This window comes from Clavibacter phaseoli, assembly GCF_021922925.1.
Taxonomy (GTDB): Bacteria; Actinomycetota; Actinomycetes; order Actinomycetales; family Microbacteriaceae; genus Clavibacter; species Clavibacter phaseoli.
This window is the reverse complement of sequence record NZ_CP040786.1, coordinates 1,003,059-1,017,815: the sequence shown is the minus strand read 5'-3', so window position 1 is coordinate 1,017,815 and position 14,757 is coordinate 1,003,059. Positions and strand designations below refer to the sequence as shown.

At 73.8% G+C, this 14,757-nt stretch carries 14 protein-coding genes and 1 tRNA gene; 4 read left to right on the top strand and 11 right to left on the bottom strand.

Going from position 1 to position 14,757, the window contains the following annotated elements:
- Nucleotides 1-43: 43 nt before the first annotated feature.
- The 7 genes from tatC to FGI33_RS04725 all read right to left on the bottom strand — a co-directional run bounded on the left by tatC (nt 44) and on the right by FGI33_RS04725 (nt 6,310).
- Nucleotides 44-796: a twin-arginine translocase subunit TatC gene (gene tatC / locus FGI33_RS04755; protein WP_119434004.1), complete on the bottom strand. Its 753-nt coding sequence runs from the start codon at nt 794-796 to the stop codon at nt 44-46.
- A 54-nt stretch (nt 797-850) separates the two neighbouring features.
- A complete protein-coding gene (gene tatA, locus FGI33_RS04750; RefSeq protein ID WP_119403083.1) occupies nt 851-1,207 on the bottom strand; it encodes a Sec-independent protein translocase subunit TatA in 357 nt (118 codons plus the stop codon).
- A gap of 199 nt (nt 1,208-1,406) precedes the next feature.
- Nucleotides 1,407-2,396 (bottom strand): helix-turn-helix transcriptional regulator, encoded by a 990-nt coding sequence (locus FGI33_RS04745; protein ID WP_119434003.1) that lies wholly within the window; start codon nt 2,394-2,396, stop codon nt 1,407-1,409.
- On the bottom strand, nt 2,393-3,400 hold the full coding sequence (locus FGI33_RS04740; protein WP_119434002.1) for a helix-turn-helix transcriptional regulator: 1,008 nt from the start codon (nt 3,398-3,400) through the stop codon (nt 2,393-2,395). The genes FGI33_RS04745 and FGI33_RS04740 overlap by 4 nt, the downstream gene beginning before the upstream one ends.
- 48 nt (nt 3,401-3,448) lie before the next feature.
- Entirely contained in the window at nt 3,449-4,492 is a 1,044-nt protein-coding gene (locus FGI33_RS04735; protein WP_119434001.1) for an FKBP-type peptidyl-prolyl cis-trans isomerase, read from the bottom strand.
- Between the two features lie 61 nt (nt 4,493-4,553).
- Nucleotides 4,554-5,618: a tRNA (adenine-N1)-methyltransferase gene (locus tag FGI33_RS04730; protein WP_119434000.1), complete on the bottom strand. Its 1,065-nt coding sequence runs from the start codon at nt 5,616-5,618 to the stop codon at nt 4,554-4,556.
- Nucleotides 5,615-6,310, bottom strand: coding sequence for an HAD family hydrolase (locus FGI33_RS04725; RefSeq protein ID WP_119433999.1), 696 nt, complete (start codon nt 6,308-6,310; stop codon nt 5,615-5,617). The genes FGI33_RS04730 and FGI33_RS04725 overlap by 4 nt, the downstream gene beginning before the upstream one ends.
- Before the next feature lie 91 nt (nt 6,311-6,401).
- Between FGI33_RS04725 and FGI33_RS04720 the strand changes: the two genes are divergently transcribed.
- Nucleotides 6,402-7,361 carry a PAC2 family protein gene (locus FGI33_RS04720; protein ID WP_119433998.1) on the top strand — a complete coding sequence of 320 codons (960 nt, stop codon included), beginning with the start codon at nt 6,402-6,404 and terminating at the stop codon, nt 7,359-7,361.
- 9 nt (nt 7,362-7,370) lie between these two features.
- Here FGI33_RS04720 and mshC read toward each other — a convergent pair whose 3' ends face one another.
- The 3 genes from mshC to FGI33_RS04705 are packed head-to-tail and all read right to left on the bottom strand — an operon-like array spanning nt 7,371 to nt 10,825.
- Nucleotides 7,371-8,651: a cysteine--1-D-myo-inosityl 2-amino-2-deoxy-alpha-D-glucopyranoside ligase gene (gene mshC, locus FGI33_RS04715; RefSeq protein WP_119433997.1), complete on the bottom strand. Its 1,281-nt coding sequence runs from the start codon at nt 8,649-8,651 to the stop codon at nt 7,371-7,373.
- Between the two features lie 2 nt (nt 8,652-8,653).
- Complete coding sequence (locus FGI33_RS04710) at nt 8,654-9,472, bottom strand: undecaprenyl-diphosphate phosphatase (RefSeq protein ID WP_119401600.1); 819 nt, start codon at nt 9,470-9,472, stop codon at nt 8,654-8,656.
- A gap of 42 nt (nt 9,473-9,514) precedes the next feature.
- Nucleotides 9,515-10,825, bottom strand: coding sequence for a M20/M25/M40 family metallo-hydrolase (locus FGI33_RS04705; RefSeq protein WP_119433996.1), 1,311 nt, complete (start codon nt 10,823-10,825; stop codon nt 9,515-9,517).
- A 114-nt stretch (nt 10,826-10,939) separates the two neighbouring features.
- Here FGI33_RS04705 and FGI33_RS04700 point away from each other — a divergent pair.
- The 3 genes from FGI33_RS04700 to FGI33_RS04690 all read left to right on the top strand — a co-directional run bounded on the left by FGI33_RS04700 (nt 10,940) and on the right by FGI33_RS04690 (nt 13,180).
- A tRNA-Leu gene (locus tag FGI33_RS04700) sits at nt 10,940-11,025 on the top strand.
- Between the two features lie 128 nt (nt 11,026-11,153).
- Nucleotides 11,154-12,170, top strand: a complete 1,017-nt coding sequence (locus tag FGI33_RS04695; protein ID WP_119433995.1) for a magnesium and cobalt transport protein CorA — start codon at nt 11,154-11,156, stop codon at nt 12,168-12,170.
- A 44-nt stretch (nt 12,171-12,214) separates the two neighbouring features.
- The gene (locus FGI33_RS04690) at nt 12,215-13,180 is read left to right on the top strand and encodes an NAD-dependent epimerase/dehydratase family protein (RefSeq protein WP_119433994.1); all 966 of its coding nucleotides are present in this window, start codon (nt 12,215-12,217) and stop codon (nt 13,178-13,180) included.
- 38 nt (nt 13,181-13,218) lie between these two features.
- On the opposite strand, the gene FGI33_RS04685 is transcribed toward FGI33_RS04690, so the two are convergent.
- Complete coding sequence (locus tag FGI33_RS04685) at nt 13,219-14,559, bottom strand: DnaJ domain-containing protein (protein ID WP_237582330.1); 1,341 nt, start codon at nt 14,557-14,559, stop codon at nt 13,219-13,221.
- Nucleotides 14,560-14,757: the final 198 nt, after the last annotated feature.

Sequence of the window (14,757 nt, the reverse complement as noted above, 5' to 3'; positions counted from 1 at the left end):
CGACGCCCGCCCCTCGCGGGACGGGCGTCGTGGTCGCCGGGGGTCAGGACAGCAGGTCGTCCGTCATCGCCGCGGCCTTGCGCGCGCGCCGGCGGTCGTTGAGCAGGGAGATGCCCGCGGCCACCAGGTAGAGCACGGTCATCGGGACCGCCAGCAGGAACATCGACATGACGTCGGCGGCCGGGGTCGCGATGGCGCAGAACAGGATGATCAGCAGGATGGCGATGCGCCAGGACCTGATGATCGTCTGGCCGCTGAGGATCCCCATGAAGTTGAACAGCACGAGGAACACCGGCAGGACGAACGCGATGCCCACCGCGAAGACGAGCTTCAGCACGAAGTCGAAGTACTCGCGGGCCGTGATGAAGGACGAGTCGCCCGCGCCCGCGAACTGCGTGAGCAGCGCGACGATGTGCGGCAGCACGAACCACCCGGCCGCGCATCCCGCCAGGAACAGCGGCACGGCGGAGAAGAAGAAGCCGAACGTGTAGCGGCGCTCCGTCTTCGTGAGGCCCGGGACCAGGAACGCGAACACCTGGTAGAGCCAGACGGGGCTGGAGATGATGAGGCCCACGTAGAGCGCGATCTGCAGGCGCAGGTCGAATGCCGACGTGATGGTCGGGAAGTTGAGGCTGGCGTTCCGCCCCTGCTCCGCGTTGATCGTCTCGATGGGCTGGCGCAGCGCCTCGAGGACGAACGACGACAGGAACCAGCCCACGACCATCGCCAGGACGATGGCCACGCCCGCGATGAACAGGCGCTTCTTGAGCTCCAGCAGGTGCTGGACGAGGGACATGCGCCCCTCCGCGTCGCGCTTCTTCTGGCGGGGACGCTCGGTGGTGCTCACGGATCAGGCGCTGGGGCGGGAGTCCCCGCCGTCGCGCGGGGAGTCGTAGCGCGGGGCGTCGTAGCGGGGCTCGTCGACGCGGGACTCGCCGGGGCGCACGTAGTCGCGCGGGGCGGAGTCGCGGGGACGGTCGCGGTCGTCCGCGCGGTAGCGGTCGTCGTCGCGGCGGCGGTCCTCGTCGCGGAGGTCGTCGCGGCGGTCGGGGCCGCTCTCCTCCTTCATGGTCTTCACCTCGCCCTTGAAGATGCGCATGGACTGGCCGACGCTCTTGGCGAGCGCGGGCAGCTTCGTGGAACCGAAGAGCAGCACGATGACGACGAGGATGATGACGAGGTGCCATCCGGTCAGGTTTCCGAGCATGTGGTTCACGTTCCTTCAGGTCGGGGGGCCGGACAGTCGTTGTCGGGATCCGCGACGAGTCTACCGTCGGGACCCGCCAGGACACCCTGCGCGGCATTGCGGTTCACCCGGAGTTCCCCTGCGCGGACCACTGGTCCGGACGGCGTCCTCCCGATGCCGTCTCTTCGGAGCCCGGCCCCGTGCCGCTCGGTGCCGCGGCTCAGTCCGCGTCGTCGTAGGCGGCCGCGGCGCGCGCGGCCCAGTCGGCCACCGCCGCCCGCGCCTCCGGCGGCGACGTGACGACCACGACGCCCGCCATGCCCGCGACTAGGCGCATGAGGCCCTGGTAGTGGGCCACGCGCACCGTGACGGCGACGCGGCCGGGTCGACCGGCGACGGGCTCCGGCCGCTCGTCCCCGACGAAGTCGCCGAGGAGGGGCAGCGCCGACTCCTGGACCTCGAGCGTCACGCGCAGGTCGTCGGCGCTCGGCTCGAACAGGGTGTCGCCGAGAACGACGTCCTGCGGGCGGTGCTCGGGCGGCAGGTCGGTGACGACGAGCTCGTCGAGGCGGTCGAGGCGGAACGTACGGACGGCGCCGCGGGCCAGATCCCAGCCGCGCAGGTACCAGTCCTCGTCCATCGACTCCAGGCGCAGCGGATCCACGACGCGGCGCTCCGTGCCGCCGCGCGGGCTCCGGTAGTCGAACTCGACGCGCCGCTCGTCCGCGATGGCGCGGCGGAGGTCGTCGCGGGTGCCGTCGCCCCCGCCGGCCGCGACCGCGACCTGGCTGGGGCTCGCCGAGGATCCGCGCGCCAGCTTCGCCATGAGCTGGCCGACGAGGTCGAGGTCGCTGGCGTCGGCCTGCGAGGAGACGTACTGGAGCCCGGCGATGAGCGCGGCCGCCTCCCGCGCGGAGAAGCGCGGCGAGTCGTCGATGGCGACCATGTGCGTGATGACGATCTGGTCGTTGTCCTCGAAGTCGTCCCAGGCGATGTCGAACAGGTCGCCGTGCTGGTAGGAGGCCGTGGAGCCCGGGACGCCCGAGACCGCGATGAGGCGCACGGCCTGCCGGATCTGCTCGGGCGGCACCCGGAAGTGCGCGGCCGCCTGGCTGACGCTGACGCGACCGTGGTCGGTGAGGTACGGCACGAGGGCCAGCAGGAAGGCCAGCTTGTCCTGCGCCTGGAGCGGCGCGGCGCGGTCGGTCATGATGCGTCCTCCCGGTGGGCGGCGACGGTCTCGGCGAGCCGGGCGCGCACGGCGTCGCGCAGCCGCGGCGGCGCGATCACCCGGGCCTCCGGGCCGAAGCCCGCGACCTCGTCGGCGAACAGGTTGGTGTCCGAGTAGTGCACCCGGAGGCGCCCGTCGCCGAGGTCCTCCGTGCCGCGGCGGCGGCGCAGGCGGATCTCCGCGTCGGATCCGGGGGCCACCGCCACCTCGCCGACGCCGTTCGCCCACACGCGGTCGAGGTCGGCGAGGGCGCGCTCGGCGTGGTCCTCCCCCTCGGGGACGAAGCCGCGGCTCGTCACGCGCACGCGGTCGACGATCCGGGACAGGAGGAACGTGCGCGGCCCGTCGGCGTCCTGGTCGATGCCGTGCAGGTGCCAGCGGCCCTGGTGCTGGACGAGCGCGAGGGGGGCGACCGTGCGGATCCTGGCCGTCCGCTCCCCCGGCTTGAGGTAGCCGAAGGAGACGAGCACGTGCCGCTCCAGCGCGACGCCCAGCGGCGCGAAGGCCGCCTCGCGCGTGCGCAGCCGGGGCGCGTAGCCGATGACCGGATCGTCCGACTCCACGCCGAGCGAGCGCAGCTTGATGAGGGCGCGGCGCGACTCCCCCGACAGCGACCCCTCGCGCCACACCATGGCCGCGAGGTTGAGGAGCGTCGTCTCCTCCGGGGTGAACGACAGGTCGGCGGGGAGCTCGTAGGCGCCGCGCGGGATCCGGTAGCGCAGGAGCTGGTTGTTGCCCTCCTGGCCCGGCGCCTCCACGGTCTCCAGCGGCACGCCGAGGTCGCGGATGTCGTCCTTGTCGCGCTCGAACTGGCGCTCCAGGTTGGCGTTGTCCCCGCCGGAGCGGTACCGCTGGCGGTACCCCTGGACGCTGGAGAGGACCTCGTTCTTGGTCAGGCCCTGCTCGGTGGCGAGCAGCGCCAGCACGAGGCTGAACAGGCGCTCCTCGACCGGCACGGTCGGGCGGCGGGATGTCTCGGGCACGCGGTGGTCCTCACGTCGGTGCAGCCCCCGGCCGGTGGCGATGCGTCGTTACTTGGTGGTGCTGGTCCCGAGGATATCCACGACGTAGACGAGCGTGGACCCGGCCGGCACCTTGGCGGAGCCCTGGTCGCCGAATCCGTCGGCCGGGGGGACGACCGCGATGACCTGGTCGCCGACGTGCTTGCCGACGAGCGCCTTCGCGAGGCCCGGCGTGACGACGAGCGACGAGGTCGCCCCCGTCGACGGCGCGGTCGTGGTGGCGGTGGCGGGCACCTGGAGGGGGCCGCCGCCGGTCCAGCTGGATCCGAACACGGCCTGCCTCTCGGCCGACGTGCTCGTGCCCCAGATGACGCCGGTGTACTGCAGCGTGACGGTGTCGCCGTCGCCGACCTCGGCGCCGTCGCCCGCGCGCAGCAGCGCGTCGCGGTACTCGGTGGGCGGCGTGCTCGGCGGGATCGTGATGCCGGGGATTCCGTCGTCCGTCGTGACGACCGACGGGAAGCCGGCCTGGGCGGGGCGCGGCTCGCCCGTGGCCTTCTCCGGGACGGACGACGTGATGTCGACGATGAGGACGAGGCCGTCGGTGGCCGCGAGGCCCTGGGCCGAGAGGTCCTGGCCGGGGAAGACCGTGGAGACGGGGACCGCGACGGCGAGACGCGAGCCGACGGGCATGCACGTCATCGCCTCCTCGAGGTACGGGAGGGACTCGTGCAGGGACTCCGGGGTGAACAGCGGCGAGCCGGTGGTGCGCGCGTTCGGCGCGATGCGGGCGTAGTCCGCGAGGGACTCCCCCGTCTTGCCGTCGACGATGGAGGCGGCGGCCGTGATGCCCTGGCGCGGCTGCACCGGGTCCCCGTCGCCCTCGACGAGGGTGGAGACCTCGACGCCCGACGGCTTGAGCGGCGTGGGGAACGTGACGGAGGCGGGCGCGCTGCCGACGTCGCCCGTGGCGGTGACCGTGCTCGACGACGTGCCGGCCTGGGCGAGGGGCGTGCAGCCCGCCGCCGCACCGGATCCGGAGCCGGACGGGCTGCAGGCGGCGAGCGTCAGGACGAGTCCTGCGCAGACGGTGAGCGCGGCGGAACGGCGCACGTGACTCCTCTTTCGGTGGTGGGGGCGGCCGGCACGCACCCGCGTGATCGGCCCTGTCATCCTAGGCGGTGGGGTCGCTGGGCTCCGGCGCACGGGCCGCGTCGTCGGGGACGGCCCCGTCGCCCGCCTCGGCCTGGTCCCGGGCGCCCGCGAGCTCGGCGCCGTGCTCCGCGATGCGGACCCGCTTGCGCAGGACCTTGTCGCTCACGCGGCGCTCCCCGAGCGATCCGGGGGTCCAGGCCTCCATGTCCTCGTCGCTGAAGTCGGACTTCGACGCGCGGCGCTTGAGCTGGGGCAGGACGGATCTCGGAGCGAGGCGCCGGGCCGTGATGAGGAAGCCCGTGTGCCCGATCATGCGGTGCTCGGGGCGGACGGCGAGGCCCTCCACGTGCCAGCCGCGGATCATGGTCTCGCTCGCGTCGGGGTTCGTGAAGAGCCCCGAGTCGCGGAGCGCCTCGGCGACGCGCGACAGCTGCGTGACGGTGGCGACGTAGCAGAGCAGGACGCCGCCGGGCGTGAGCGCCTCGGCCACGGCGTCCACGCACTCCCACGGCGCGAGCATGTCGAGCACGACGCGGTCGACGGAGTGCGGCTCGGTGACCGTCGGCAGGGCCTCCGCCAGGTCGCCCAGCGTGATGGACCAGTTCTCCGGGCTGTGGCCGAAGTAGCTCGAGACGTTGCCGCGGGCGACGTCCGCGAACTCCTCGCGGCGCTCGAAGGAGAGGAGCGTGCCGGTCGGGCCGAGGGCCCGCAGCAGCCACATGGAGAGGGCGCCGGATCCGACGCCCGCCTCCACGACGGTGGCGCCGGGGAACACGTCCGCGAGGCCGAGGATCTGCGCGGCGTCCTTCGGGTAGATGATCGCGGCGCCGCGGGGCATCGACATGACGACGTCCGAGAGCAGCGGCCGGAGCGCGAGGCACTCGATGCCCGCGCTGTTCTTCACGACGCTGCCGTCGGGCAGGCCGATGAGGTCGTCGTGGTCGATCATGCCGCGATGGGTGTGGAACACCTTGCCGGGCTCGAGGAGGATCGTGTTGAGCCGGCCCTTGGGACCGGTGAGCTGCACGCGGTCGCCCGCGCGGAACGGGCCGCTGAAGCGCGCGGCGGCGGCGTCGACGGTCATGCGCGCACCTCGTCGCGGATCGGGGCCGCGGCCCGCCGGTCGGCGTGGGCGGCCTCGACGTCGGCGAGCGCGCGGCCGGCGAGCGTGTCCCAGAGCACGTAGGCGGCGTCCTCGGGGAGCGGCACGTGGTGCGGGACGGCGATGACGGTGGCACCCGATGCGGCGGCGGAGGCGACGCCGGGCGCGGAGTCCTCGATGGCGACGCAGTCGCGGATGTCGACGCCGAGGAGCTCGGCGGCCCGGAGGTACGCCTCGGGGTGCGGCTTGCTGCGGGCGACGTCGTCGCCGGCGACGACGTGGTCGAACGCGTCGAACGGCACGGCGTCGGCGACCTGGCGCGCCATGCGGCCGATGCTCATGGTGACGAGCGCGGTGGGGATGCCGGCCTCGCGGATCCCGCGGAGGAGCTCCCGGGCGCCCGGGCGCCACGGCACCTCGACGAGGATCTGCTCCATCACGCGGTCGCTCAGGCGGTCGATGATCTCCTGGACCGGCAGGTCGACGCCCGCCCCCTGGAGGATCCGCGCCGAGTCGGGCAGCCCGTTGCCGACGAGCCGGAGCCCGTCCTCGTGGGTCCACGTGCCGCCGAAGGAGCCGACCAGGGCCTCCTCAGCCACCATCCAGTAGGGCTCCGTGTCCACGATGGTGCCGTCCATGTCCCAGAGGACGGCCGCGGGTCTGTTGCTGATCACGGGGAGCGAGTCTACCGGCGGGGCGCCGCGTCCTAGGATCGTACGATGACCGCCGGCCGGGCGGCCAGGGGCGAGACGGAACGGGAGTCACGTGGCGGATGCCGAGAGGTTCGTGAGCGGACGGCTGCTGGTCGTCGCCTTCGAGGGCTGGAACGACGCGGGCGAGGCCGCCAGCGGAGCGGTCCGGGCGCTGAAGGAGCTGCTCGACCTCGAGGCCGTGTCGTCGGTGGATCCCGAGGACTACTTCGACTTCCAGTTCAACCGCCCCACCATCGGCTTCGCGGAGGACGGCACCCGCGAGCTGGAGTGGCCGGGCGCCACGCTCTACGGCCCGAAGGACCCGCGCCGCCCCGACCGGGACCTCGCCGCCGACGCGCAGCTCGGCGTGAGCGGCGACAACGGCGGCAGCATCCACCTCCTGCTCGGCGTCGAGCCGTCGAGGCACTGGACGGCGTTCACCGCCGAGGTGCTCGACGCGGCGCGCGCTGCCGGCGTCGAGGGCGTCGTGCTGCTCGGCGCGCTGCTGGCCGACGTGCCGCACACGCGGCCCATCTCCGTCTACTCCACGAGCGAGAACGCGGCCGTGCGCACCGAGCTCGGCATCGAGCGGAGCACGTACGAGGGGCCCGTCGGGATCCTCAGCATCATCGCCCAGCGCGCCGAGGAGATGGGCATGCCCACCGTCTCGCTCTGGGCCTCCGTGCCGCACTACGTGCACAGCGCGCCGTCGCCCAAGGCCACGCTCGCGCTCATCGACAAGCTCGAGGAGATGGTCGACGTGGTGATCCCGCGCGGCGAGCTCGTCGAGGAGGCGGCCACGTGGGAGGCGGGCATCGACCAGCTCGCCGGCGAGGACGAGGACATGGCGTCCTACATCCAGCAGCTCGAGCAGGCCCGCGACACGGTCGACTCCCCCGAGGCGAGCGGCGAGGCGATCGCGCAGGAGTTCGAGAGGTACCTCCGCCGGGGCGACGGGCCGCGCGGGCGCGGGGACGACCGGCCCGAGGAGCCGTGGCGGCCGAAGGACCCCAAGGACCCGAAGGACCAGTAGGGCCGCGGCTCAGGCGGCCGGGCTCCCCAGCCGCACGCCGAGTAGCGCGTCGACGGCGGCCGCCTCGACCGCCGTCGCGGGCACGCCCGTGGCGACGCGGAGGTCGAGCAGCAGGATCGCGCCCGGCGTGTCGAGGTCGTCGGCGAGGCGCTCGCGGACGAGCTGCACGAGCTCGCCCGGCTCCCCCGCGTCGGCGCCCGACGTCGTCGCCTCGGCGGCCCACGCGTCCCACGCGGCGAGGCGCGCGACGGACTCCTCGAGGAGCGCGTCCGTCCACTCCCAGTCCGCGCGGTAGTGCTGCGCGAGGAGCGCGAGGCGGATGGCGCGGGGATCCACGCCCGCGGCCCGCAGGCGCGACACGAGCACGAGGTTGCCGAGCGACTTGCTCATCTTCTCGCCCTGGTACGCGACCATGCCGCTGTGCGCGTAGACGCACGCGAAGTCCTCGCCCGTGAGCGCCGCGGCGTGGCCGGCCGACATCTCGTGGTGGGGGAAGATCAGGTCGGATCCGCCGCCCTGGACGGTGACCGGGCGGTCGAGCTTCCGGAGCGCGATGACGGCGCACTCGATGTGCCAGCCGGGCCGTCCGCGGCCGACGACGCTGTCCCACGCGGGCTCGCCCGCGCGCTCGACGCGCCACAGCAGCGGATCCAGCGGGTCGCGCTTGCCGGGACGCTCCGGGTCGCCGCCGCGCTCGGCGGACAGAACGGCCATGGTGGCGCGGTCGTAGCCGCTCTCGTCGCCGAGCTCCCAGGGGCCCGTCTCGCTCGCGCGCGCGACGTCGAAGTAGAGGTCCTGGGCGCCGGCCTCGACGGCGTCGGGCGTCGGGACCGCGTAGGCCGTCCCGCGGCGGACGAGCTCGGCGACCGCGCCCGCGACCTCGTCGACGACCTCGGTGACGCCGACGTAGGAGTCGGGCGGCAGGATCCGGAGCGCCTCCATGTCGGTGCGGAACAGCTCCACCTGCTCGGCCGCGAGGTCGCGCCAGTCGACGCCCGTGGCCGTCGCGCGCTCGAGCAGCGGATCGTCGACGTCGGTGACGTTCTGCACGTACGCGACGTCGTAGCCGCGGTCGAGCCAGACGCGCTGGAGCGTGTCGAACGCGAGGTAGGTGGACGCGTGGCCGAGGTGGGTCGCGTCGTACGGCGTGATGCCGCACACGTAGAGGCCCACGCGGCCGTCGCCCGTGCACTCGGCGGGGCGGACGGATCCGGCGCTCGTGTCGAACAGGGACGGGACGGGCGGCTCCCCCGCGACGGCGGGGACGGCGGGGCGGGGCCAGGCGCGCACGATCAGGCCGCGATCGCGCCGGTGCCGAGCAGCACCAGGAGCACGACGCCGAGGGCGACGCGGTAGACCACGAAGGGCATGAAGGTGCGGGTGGAGATGTACCGCATGAGGCCCGCGATGACGGCGAGGCCGACGACGAAGGCGATGAGCGTCGCGACCGCCGTCTGCCCGGCGCCGGCCTGGCCGGTCTCGTCGAAGCTCTTCACGAGCTCGTACAGGCCGCTGCCGAAGACGGCGGGCACGGCGAGGAGGAACGAGTACTCGGCGGCGACCGGCCGGGAGTAGCCGAACGCGCGCGCCGCGGTGGTCGTGGCGCCCGAACGGGAGACGCCGGGGACCAGGGCGAGCGCCTGCGCGATGCCGATGCTCACGCCGTGCCCGTACGTCATGTCCCTCTCGAGGCGGTCGCTGCGGCTGTAGCGGTCGGCGAGGCCGAGCAGGATGCCGAAGACGATGAGCACGATCGCGACGATCCAGAGCGAGCGGAACGTGGAGCGGATGGTGTCCTGGAAGAGGTACCCGGCGATGCCGATCGGGATCGTGCCGATGATCACGAGCCAGCCCATGCGCACGTCCGGGTCGCCCTTCGGCATGCCGCCGCGCAGGGACCGGAACCAGGCCGAGAGGACCTTCCCGATGCGCCGGCGGAAGAACACCACGACCGCGAGCTCGGTGCCGAGCTGCGTGATGGCGGTGAAGGTCGCCCCCGGGTCGCCGCCCATGAACAGCCCCGCGATGCGGAGGTGCGCGCTCGAGGAGATGGGCAGGAACTCGGTCAGGCCCTGGACGAGGCCCAGGATGATCGCCTCGAGATAGCTCAAGCGTGCGCTCCAAGTGTCGGGTGGCCCACCTGGGGCTCGGTTCTAGTAGTCGAGGAGGAGGTCGCGGAGGACCTGCCTCCCGAAGACTAGTGCGTCGAGCGGGACCCGCTCGTCGACGCCGTGGAACATCGACGGGAAGTCCATGGACGCCGGGAGCTTGAGCGGCGCGAAGCCGTAGCCGGTGATCCCGAGGAGGCTGAGCGCCTTGTTGTCGGTGCCCCCGGAGAGCATGTAGGGCAGCACCTCGGCCTCGGGGTCGTGCGTGCCGAGGGTCGCGACCATGGCGTCGACGAGCGGTCCCTGGAAGGGGTTCTCGAGGCCGACGTCCTGGTGCACGATGCGCACCTCGACGCCCTCGCCGGCGAGCTCGGCGACGCGCGCGAGCACCTCGTCCTCCTCGCCCGGGAGGACGCGGATGTCGATGAGCGCCTCCGCCGTGTCGGGGATCACGTTGTGCTTGTAGCCCGCGTGCAGGAGCGTGGGGTTGGTCGTGGTGCGCAGCGTCGCGGCGATGAACTTGGACGCCGTGCCCGTGGCGATCGCGAGGTCGTCGGGCGTCACCTGCTTCGGGTCGGCCCCGACGATGCGGGCGATCTCGTCGAGCAGCTGGCGCGTCGTGTCGGTGAGGTGGACGGGCCACTCCTCCATGCCGATCCGGGCCACCGCGCCCGCGAGCCGGGTGACGGCGTTGTCGCGGTTGACCTGCGAGCCGTGGCCGGCGGTGCCGGTGGCGACCAGGCGGATCCAGATGAGGGCCTTCTCGCCCGTCTGCAGCAGGTAGGCGCGCTTCCCGGCGAGGTCGATGGAGTAGCCGCCGACCTCGCTGATCGCCTCGGTCGCGCCCTCGAACCACTCGGGGCGGTTCTCGACCACGTACGCGGAGCCGAGCACGCCGCCCGCCTCCTCGTCGGAGAAGAAGCCCATGATCAGGTCGCGCTCGGGCGCGCGGCCGGAGGTGATGATCTCCTGCAGCGCCGTGATCATCATCGCGTCCATGTTCTTCATGTCCACGGCGCCGCGGCCCCAGAGCATGCCGTCCTTGATGACGCCGCCGAACGGGTCGACGGTCCAGTTCGCGGGATCGGCGGGGACCACGTCGAGGTGGCCGTGGACGACGAGCGCGGGCTTGTCGCGGTTGCGCCCGGGGATGCGCGCGAGGACGCTCGTGCGGCCGGGCGCGGCGTCGATGAGCTCGGGCGTGAGGCCCAGGTCCTTCAGGTGCTGCTCGACGTACTGCGCGGCCTCCGTCTCCCCCTCCGAGCGGCCCTCGCCGTGGTTGGTCGTGTCGAACCGGATGAGGTCGCGGGCGATCCGGGCGGTGGCGTCGAGGTCGTCGGGGAGCGTGTCGGTCATGGGTCCACGCTATCGAGGCCGGACGCGGGCGTCCTGCCGCGGGGTGGTCGGAGAGCCTCCCGGGCCGTGCTAATGTCGTCTCTCGGCAGCCGGAGACGGCGGGCCGCACATCCTGTCCGGATGGCGGAATTGGTAGACGCGCTAGCTTGAGGTGCTAGTGCCCGTATTAGGGCGTGGGGGTTCAAGTCCCCCTTCGGACACACACGAGAGCCGGTCGGATCCACGAGGATCCGGCCGGCTCTTCCTCGTTCCCGGCCCCTCTCGCGGCGCGCCCGGATACAGTCGCTCTCGGCCCGCGCGCGGGTCCCGACCCGAGAGAAGAGATCCGATGACCGTCGTCGACAGCGCCGTGTACGTCCAGGGGGTCCGCACCGCGGATCCGGAGAGCCTCGACGAGACGTTCGAGGTGATGCGGGAGCGCCGGGGCCTCGCGTGGATCGGCCTGTACCGGCCGGAGCCCGAGGAGCTGCACCGCGTCGCCGACGAGTTCGGCCTGCACCCGCTCGCCGTCGAGGACGCGCTCAGCGGGCACCAGCGCTCGAAGATGGAGCGCTACGGCGACACCTGGTTCGTCGTCCTGCGCCCCGCGCGCTACCTCGACGACGACGAGCGCGTGGAGTTCGGCGAGCTGCACGTCTTCGTCGGGCCCGACTTCGTGGTCACCATCCGCCACGCGGAGTCGCCCGACCTCGCCGCCGTCCGCCACCGGCTCGAGGAGGACCGCGAGCTCCTCGCCCTCGGACCGCGCGCCGTCCTGTACGCGATCCTCGACCAGGTCGTCGACGAGTACGGCCCCGTCGCGACGGGCCTCGAGGACGACGTCGACGAGATCGAGGACCAGATCTTCGGCGCCGACCCGGACGTGTCCCGCCGCATCTACGCGCTGATGCGCGAGGTCACGGCGTTCCAGCGGGCCACGGCTCCCCTCGGCGCGATGCTCGACGACCTGCGGCAGCGGGCCGAGGAGCACGAGGTGGACCTCGAGCTCCGCCGCGGCTTCCGCGACGTGCATGACCACGTCATCCGCGTCGCCGAGCGCGCGGACGCCTTCCGCACGCTGCTGCAGAACGCGCTCACCGTGCACACGACGCTCGTCGGCCAGCGCCAGAACGACGAGATGAAGAAGCTCACCGAGACGAGCCTCGCCCAGAACGACCAGGTCAAGCGGATCTCCTCCTGGGCCGCGATCCTCTTCGCGCCCACGCTGGTCGGCACGATCTACGGCATGAACTTCGTGAACATGCCGGAGCTCCAGTGGACCTACGGGTACCCGCTCGCGCTCGGCCTCATGGTCCTGATGGGCGTCTGCCTCTACGCGGCGTTCCGGAAGCGCGGCTGGATCTGATCCACGGGCGGGGTGGGCGTCCGGCGCGGCGCTAGGGTGACGGGATGCGCGTCGTCGTCATCGGAGCCACCGGCCACATCGGGACCTTCCTCGTCCCCCGCCTCGTCGAATCCGGGCACGACGTCGTCGCCGTCAGCCGCGGCACGCGCGAGCCCTACCGGGAGTCGCCGCTCTGGGACCGCGTCGAGCGCGTCCGCGTCGACCGCGACGCCGAGGACGCGGCCGGCACCTTCGCCGACCGGATCGCGGCCCTGGCACCCGAGGTCGTCGTCGACCTGGTCTGCTTCACGCCGGGGTCCGCGCGCCACCTCGTCGAGGGGCTGCGCGGCCGCGTGCGGCACCTCGTGCACATCGGCAGCATCTGGACCCACGGCCTCAGCACGTCGCTGCCGCTGCGCGAGGACGACCCGAAGGAGCCGTTCGGCGACTACGGCGTGCAGAAGGCCGAGATCGAGCGCTACCTGATCGCCGAGTCGCGGTCGGGCGGCGTGCCGTGCACGGTGGTGCACCCGGGCCACATCAGCGGGGGCGGCTGGCCCGTGATCACCCCGGTCGGCAACCTGGACCCCGCCGTGTGGACCGCGCTCGCGACCGGCGGCGCGCTCGCCGTGCCGGGATCCGGCAGCGAGACCATGCACCACGTGCACGCCGACGACGTCGCCCAGGTCGTGCAGCTCGCGATCGCGAACCGCGAGACCAGCGTCGGCGAGAGCTTCCACGCCGTGTCCGAGCGCGCCCTCTCCGTCCGCGGGTTCGCCCGGGCGGCCGCCGCCTGGTTCGGCCGCGAGCCGGAGCTGGAGCACCTCGACTGGGACGGGTTCCGAGCCCGCACCGAGCCGGATCACGCCGACGCCAGCTGGCAGCACCTCGTCCGCAGCCACGTCGCGAGCATCGACAAGGCCCGCGACGTCCTCGGCTACGCGCCGCGCTTCACGAGCGAGGAGGCCGCCCGCGAGGCGGTCGAGTGGATGGTGCGCGCGGGCGAGCTGGACGTGCCCCTCCCCCGCTGACCCGGGAGCCGCCGCGGCCCGCGGCCGGGATCCCCGGCTCAGACGAAGCGCGCGTCGAGCACCAGGCGGGTCCGGACCGCGAGCAGGCGCTCCGGGTCCATCGCGTGGAGGCCCGGCAGGCCGGCGGCCACGTGGTCGGCGAGGAGCGTGCGGGCGACCGCGTAGGCCGGCAGCGCGTGCGGGTCGTCGGCCGCGTGCAGGACGACGGGCGCGGCGCCGAGCACGCCGGACGGCAGCGAGAGCACGAGGCCGACGACGGGCACCTCCATCTCGCGGGCGAGCGCGCGGGCGCGGCCGTCGAGGCTCCGCAGCGCGGCGTCGCGCGCGGACGGATCGGTGGCGGCGGCGGCTCCCGCGGGCACCGACTCGACCGCGACGAGACCCTGGGGGCCGAGCACGAGGTGGTCGATCGCGTCGCCCGAGCGCGGCACGGCCACGCCGTTCCAGAACGCGTACGACGGACCGAGCTCCATGAGCTCGCGCGCGGTCTCCTCCTGGGCGACGGCCGCCCGGAGCGCCGCGGAGGCCGACGCGGGCACCTCGGCGACGAGGTCGGGCGCGTAGGCGTCGGCCTCGAAGCGCCGACGCAGCCCCTCGAGGCGGGCGAGGCGCGCGCTGTACGCGGCCATGAGGTCCGGGTAGGCGCGGAGGGCGCGCTCGTGCGCGAGCACCTCCTCCTGCAGCCGCTCGGCCGCCCGGCGACGCGGCTCCTCGGCGCGGAACCCGGCGCGTCCGATCGGCCCCGCGGCGACGAGGCCCGCGGCCGCGCCCACGACGAGGCCGACCACGGCGGCGATCGCGCCGAGACCGGAGACGAGCAGGATGAGGGCCAGCAGGACGCCGAGCACGGGCGGCGCGATCGCGCGCGCACGACGGACGTAGGGCTCCGGCCGGTCCGACAGCGCGGTGCCGCCGCGCGGCGGGACGGGAGCGGCGGGCACGGAGGGCTCCGCGGGATCCGCCAGCCACTCGCGCACCAGGGACAGGTAGCGGAGGCGGGCGAAGCCGCCGGGGTGGCCGAAGCTGCGGGTGCGCGCGGCCGGACGCGCCCGGGGTGCGCCGGGACGGCCGCGGCGGGAGGCGGGATCCCACGCCTCGCCCGCCGAGGTGGAGCCCGGGGAGGCGGGGTGGGCGCGGCCGACGGGCTCCTCGGGCGCCGGCGCCTCGCGCAGCGTGCGCTCGTAGCGGGCGCGGCTCTCGGGATCGCCGACGGCCTCGAAGGCGTCGCGCACGGCCTGGAACGCGTCGGCGCTGCCGCCCATGTCGGGGTGGGCGTCGCGCACGCGGCGGCGGTAGGCCCGGCGGATCTCGTCCTGCGACGCGGACGGCTCGACGCCGAGCACGGCGTACGCGTCGGCGTCGCGCGACGGGACGGGCATCGGTGGCTCCTCGCGGGAACCGGTCGGGCGGCTCCCAGGATCACGAGCGTAGGCGAGCGCGCCTGGACGACGCCCGAGCGCGCGTCGCCGCGGATCCGCACCGCACGACAGCGCGCGCGCCCGCCCGCGGCGCGCGCGTGATAGCAGCGGAGGGGCGGCCACGGCGAACTTCGCGCCTGCGCGCGGCCTGCGTAGGGT

What these genes read in the sequence shown, in the direction of transcription:
- FGI33_RS04685 (WP_237582330.1), bottom strand. Translation starts at nt 14,559, where the DNA reads ATGCCCGTCCCGTCGCGCGACGCCGACGCGTACGCCGTGCTCGGCGTC.
- tatC (WP_119434004.1), bottom strand. Translation starts at nt 796, where the DNA reads ATGTCCCTCGTCCAGCACCTGCTGGAGCTCAAGAAGCGCCTGTTCATC.
- FGI33_RS04745 (WP_119434003.1), bottom strand. Translation starts at nt 2,396, where the DNA reads ATGACCGACCGCGCCGCGCCGCTCCAGGCGCAGGACAAGCTGGCCTTC.
- tatA (WP_119403083.1), bottom strand. Translation starts at nt 1,207, where the DNA reads ATGCTCGGAAACCTGACCGGATGGCACCTCGTCATCATCCTCGTCGTC.
- FGI33_RS04730 (WP_119434000.1), bottom strand. Translation starts at nt 5,618, where the DNA reads ATGACCGTCGACGCCGCCGCCGCGCGCTTCAGCGGCCCGTTCCGCGCG.
- FGI33_RS04695 (WP_119433995.1), top strand. Translation starts at nt 11,154, where the DNA reads ATGACCGTCGTCGACAGCGCCGTGTACGTCCAGGGGGTCCGCACCGCG.
- FGI33_RS04705 (WP_119433996.1), bottom strand. Translation starts at nt 10,825, where the DNA reads ATGACCGACACGCTCCCCGACGACCTCGACGCCACCGCCCGGATCGCC.
- FGI33_RS04690 (WP_119433994.1), top strand. Translation starts at nt 12,215, where the DNA reads ATGCGCGTCGTCGTCATCGGAGCCACCGGCCACATCGGGACCTTCCTC.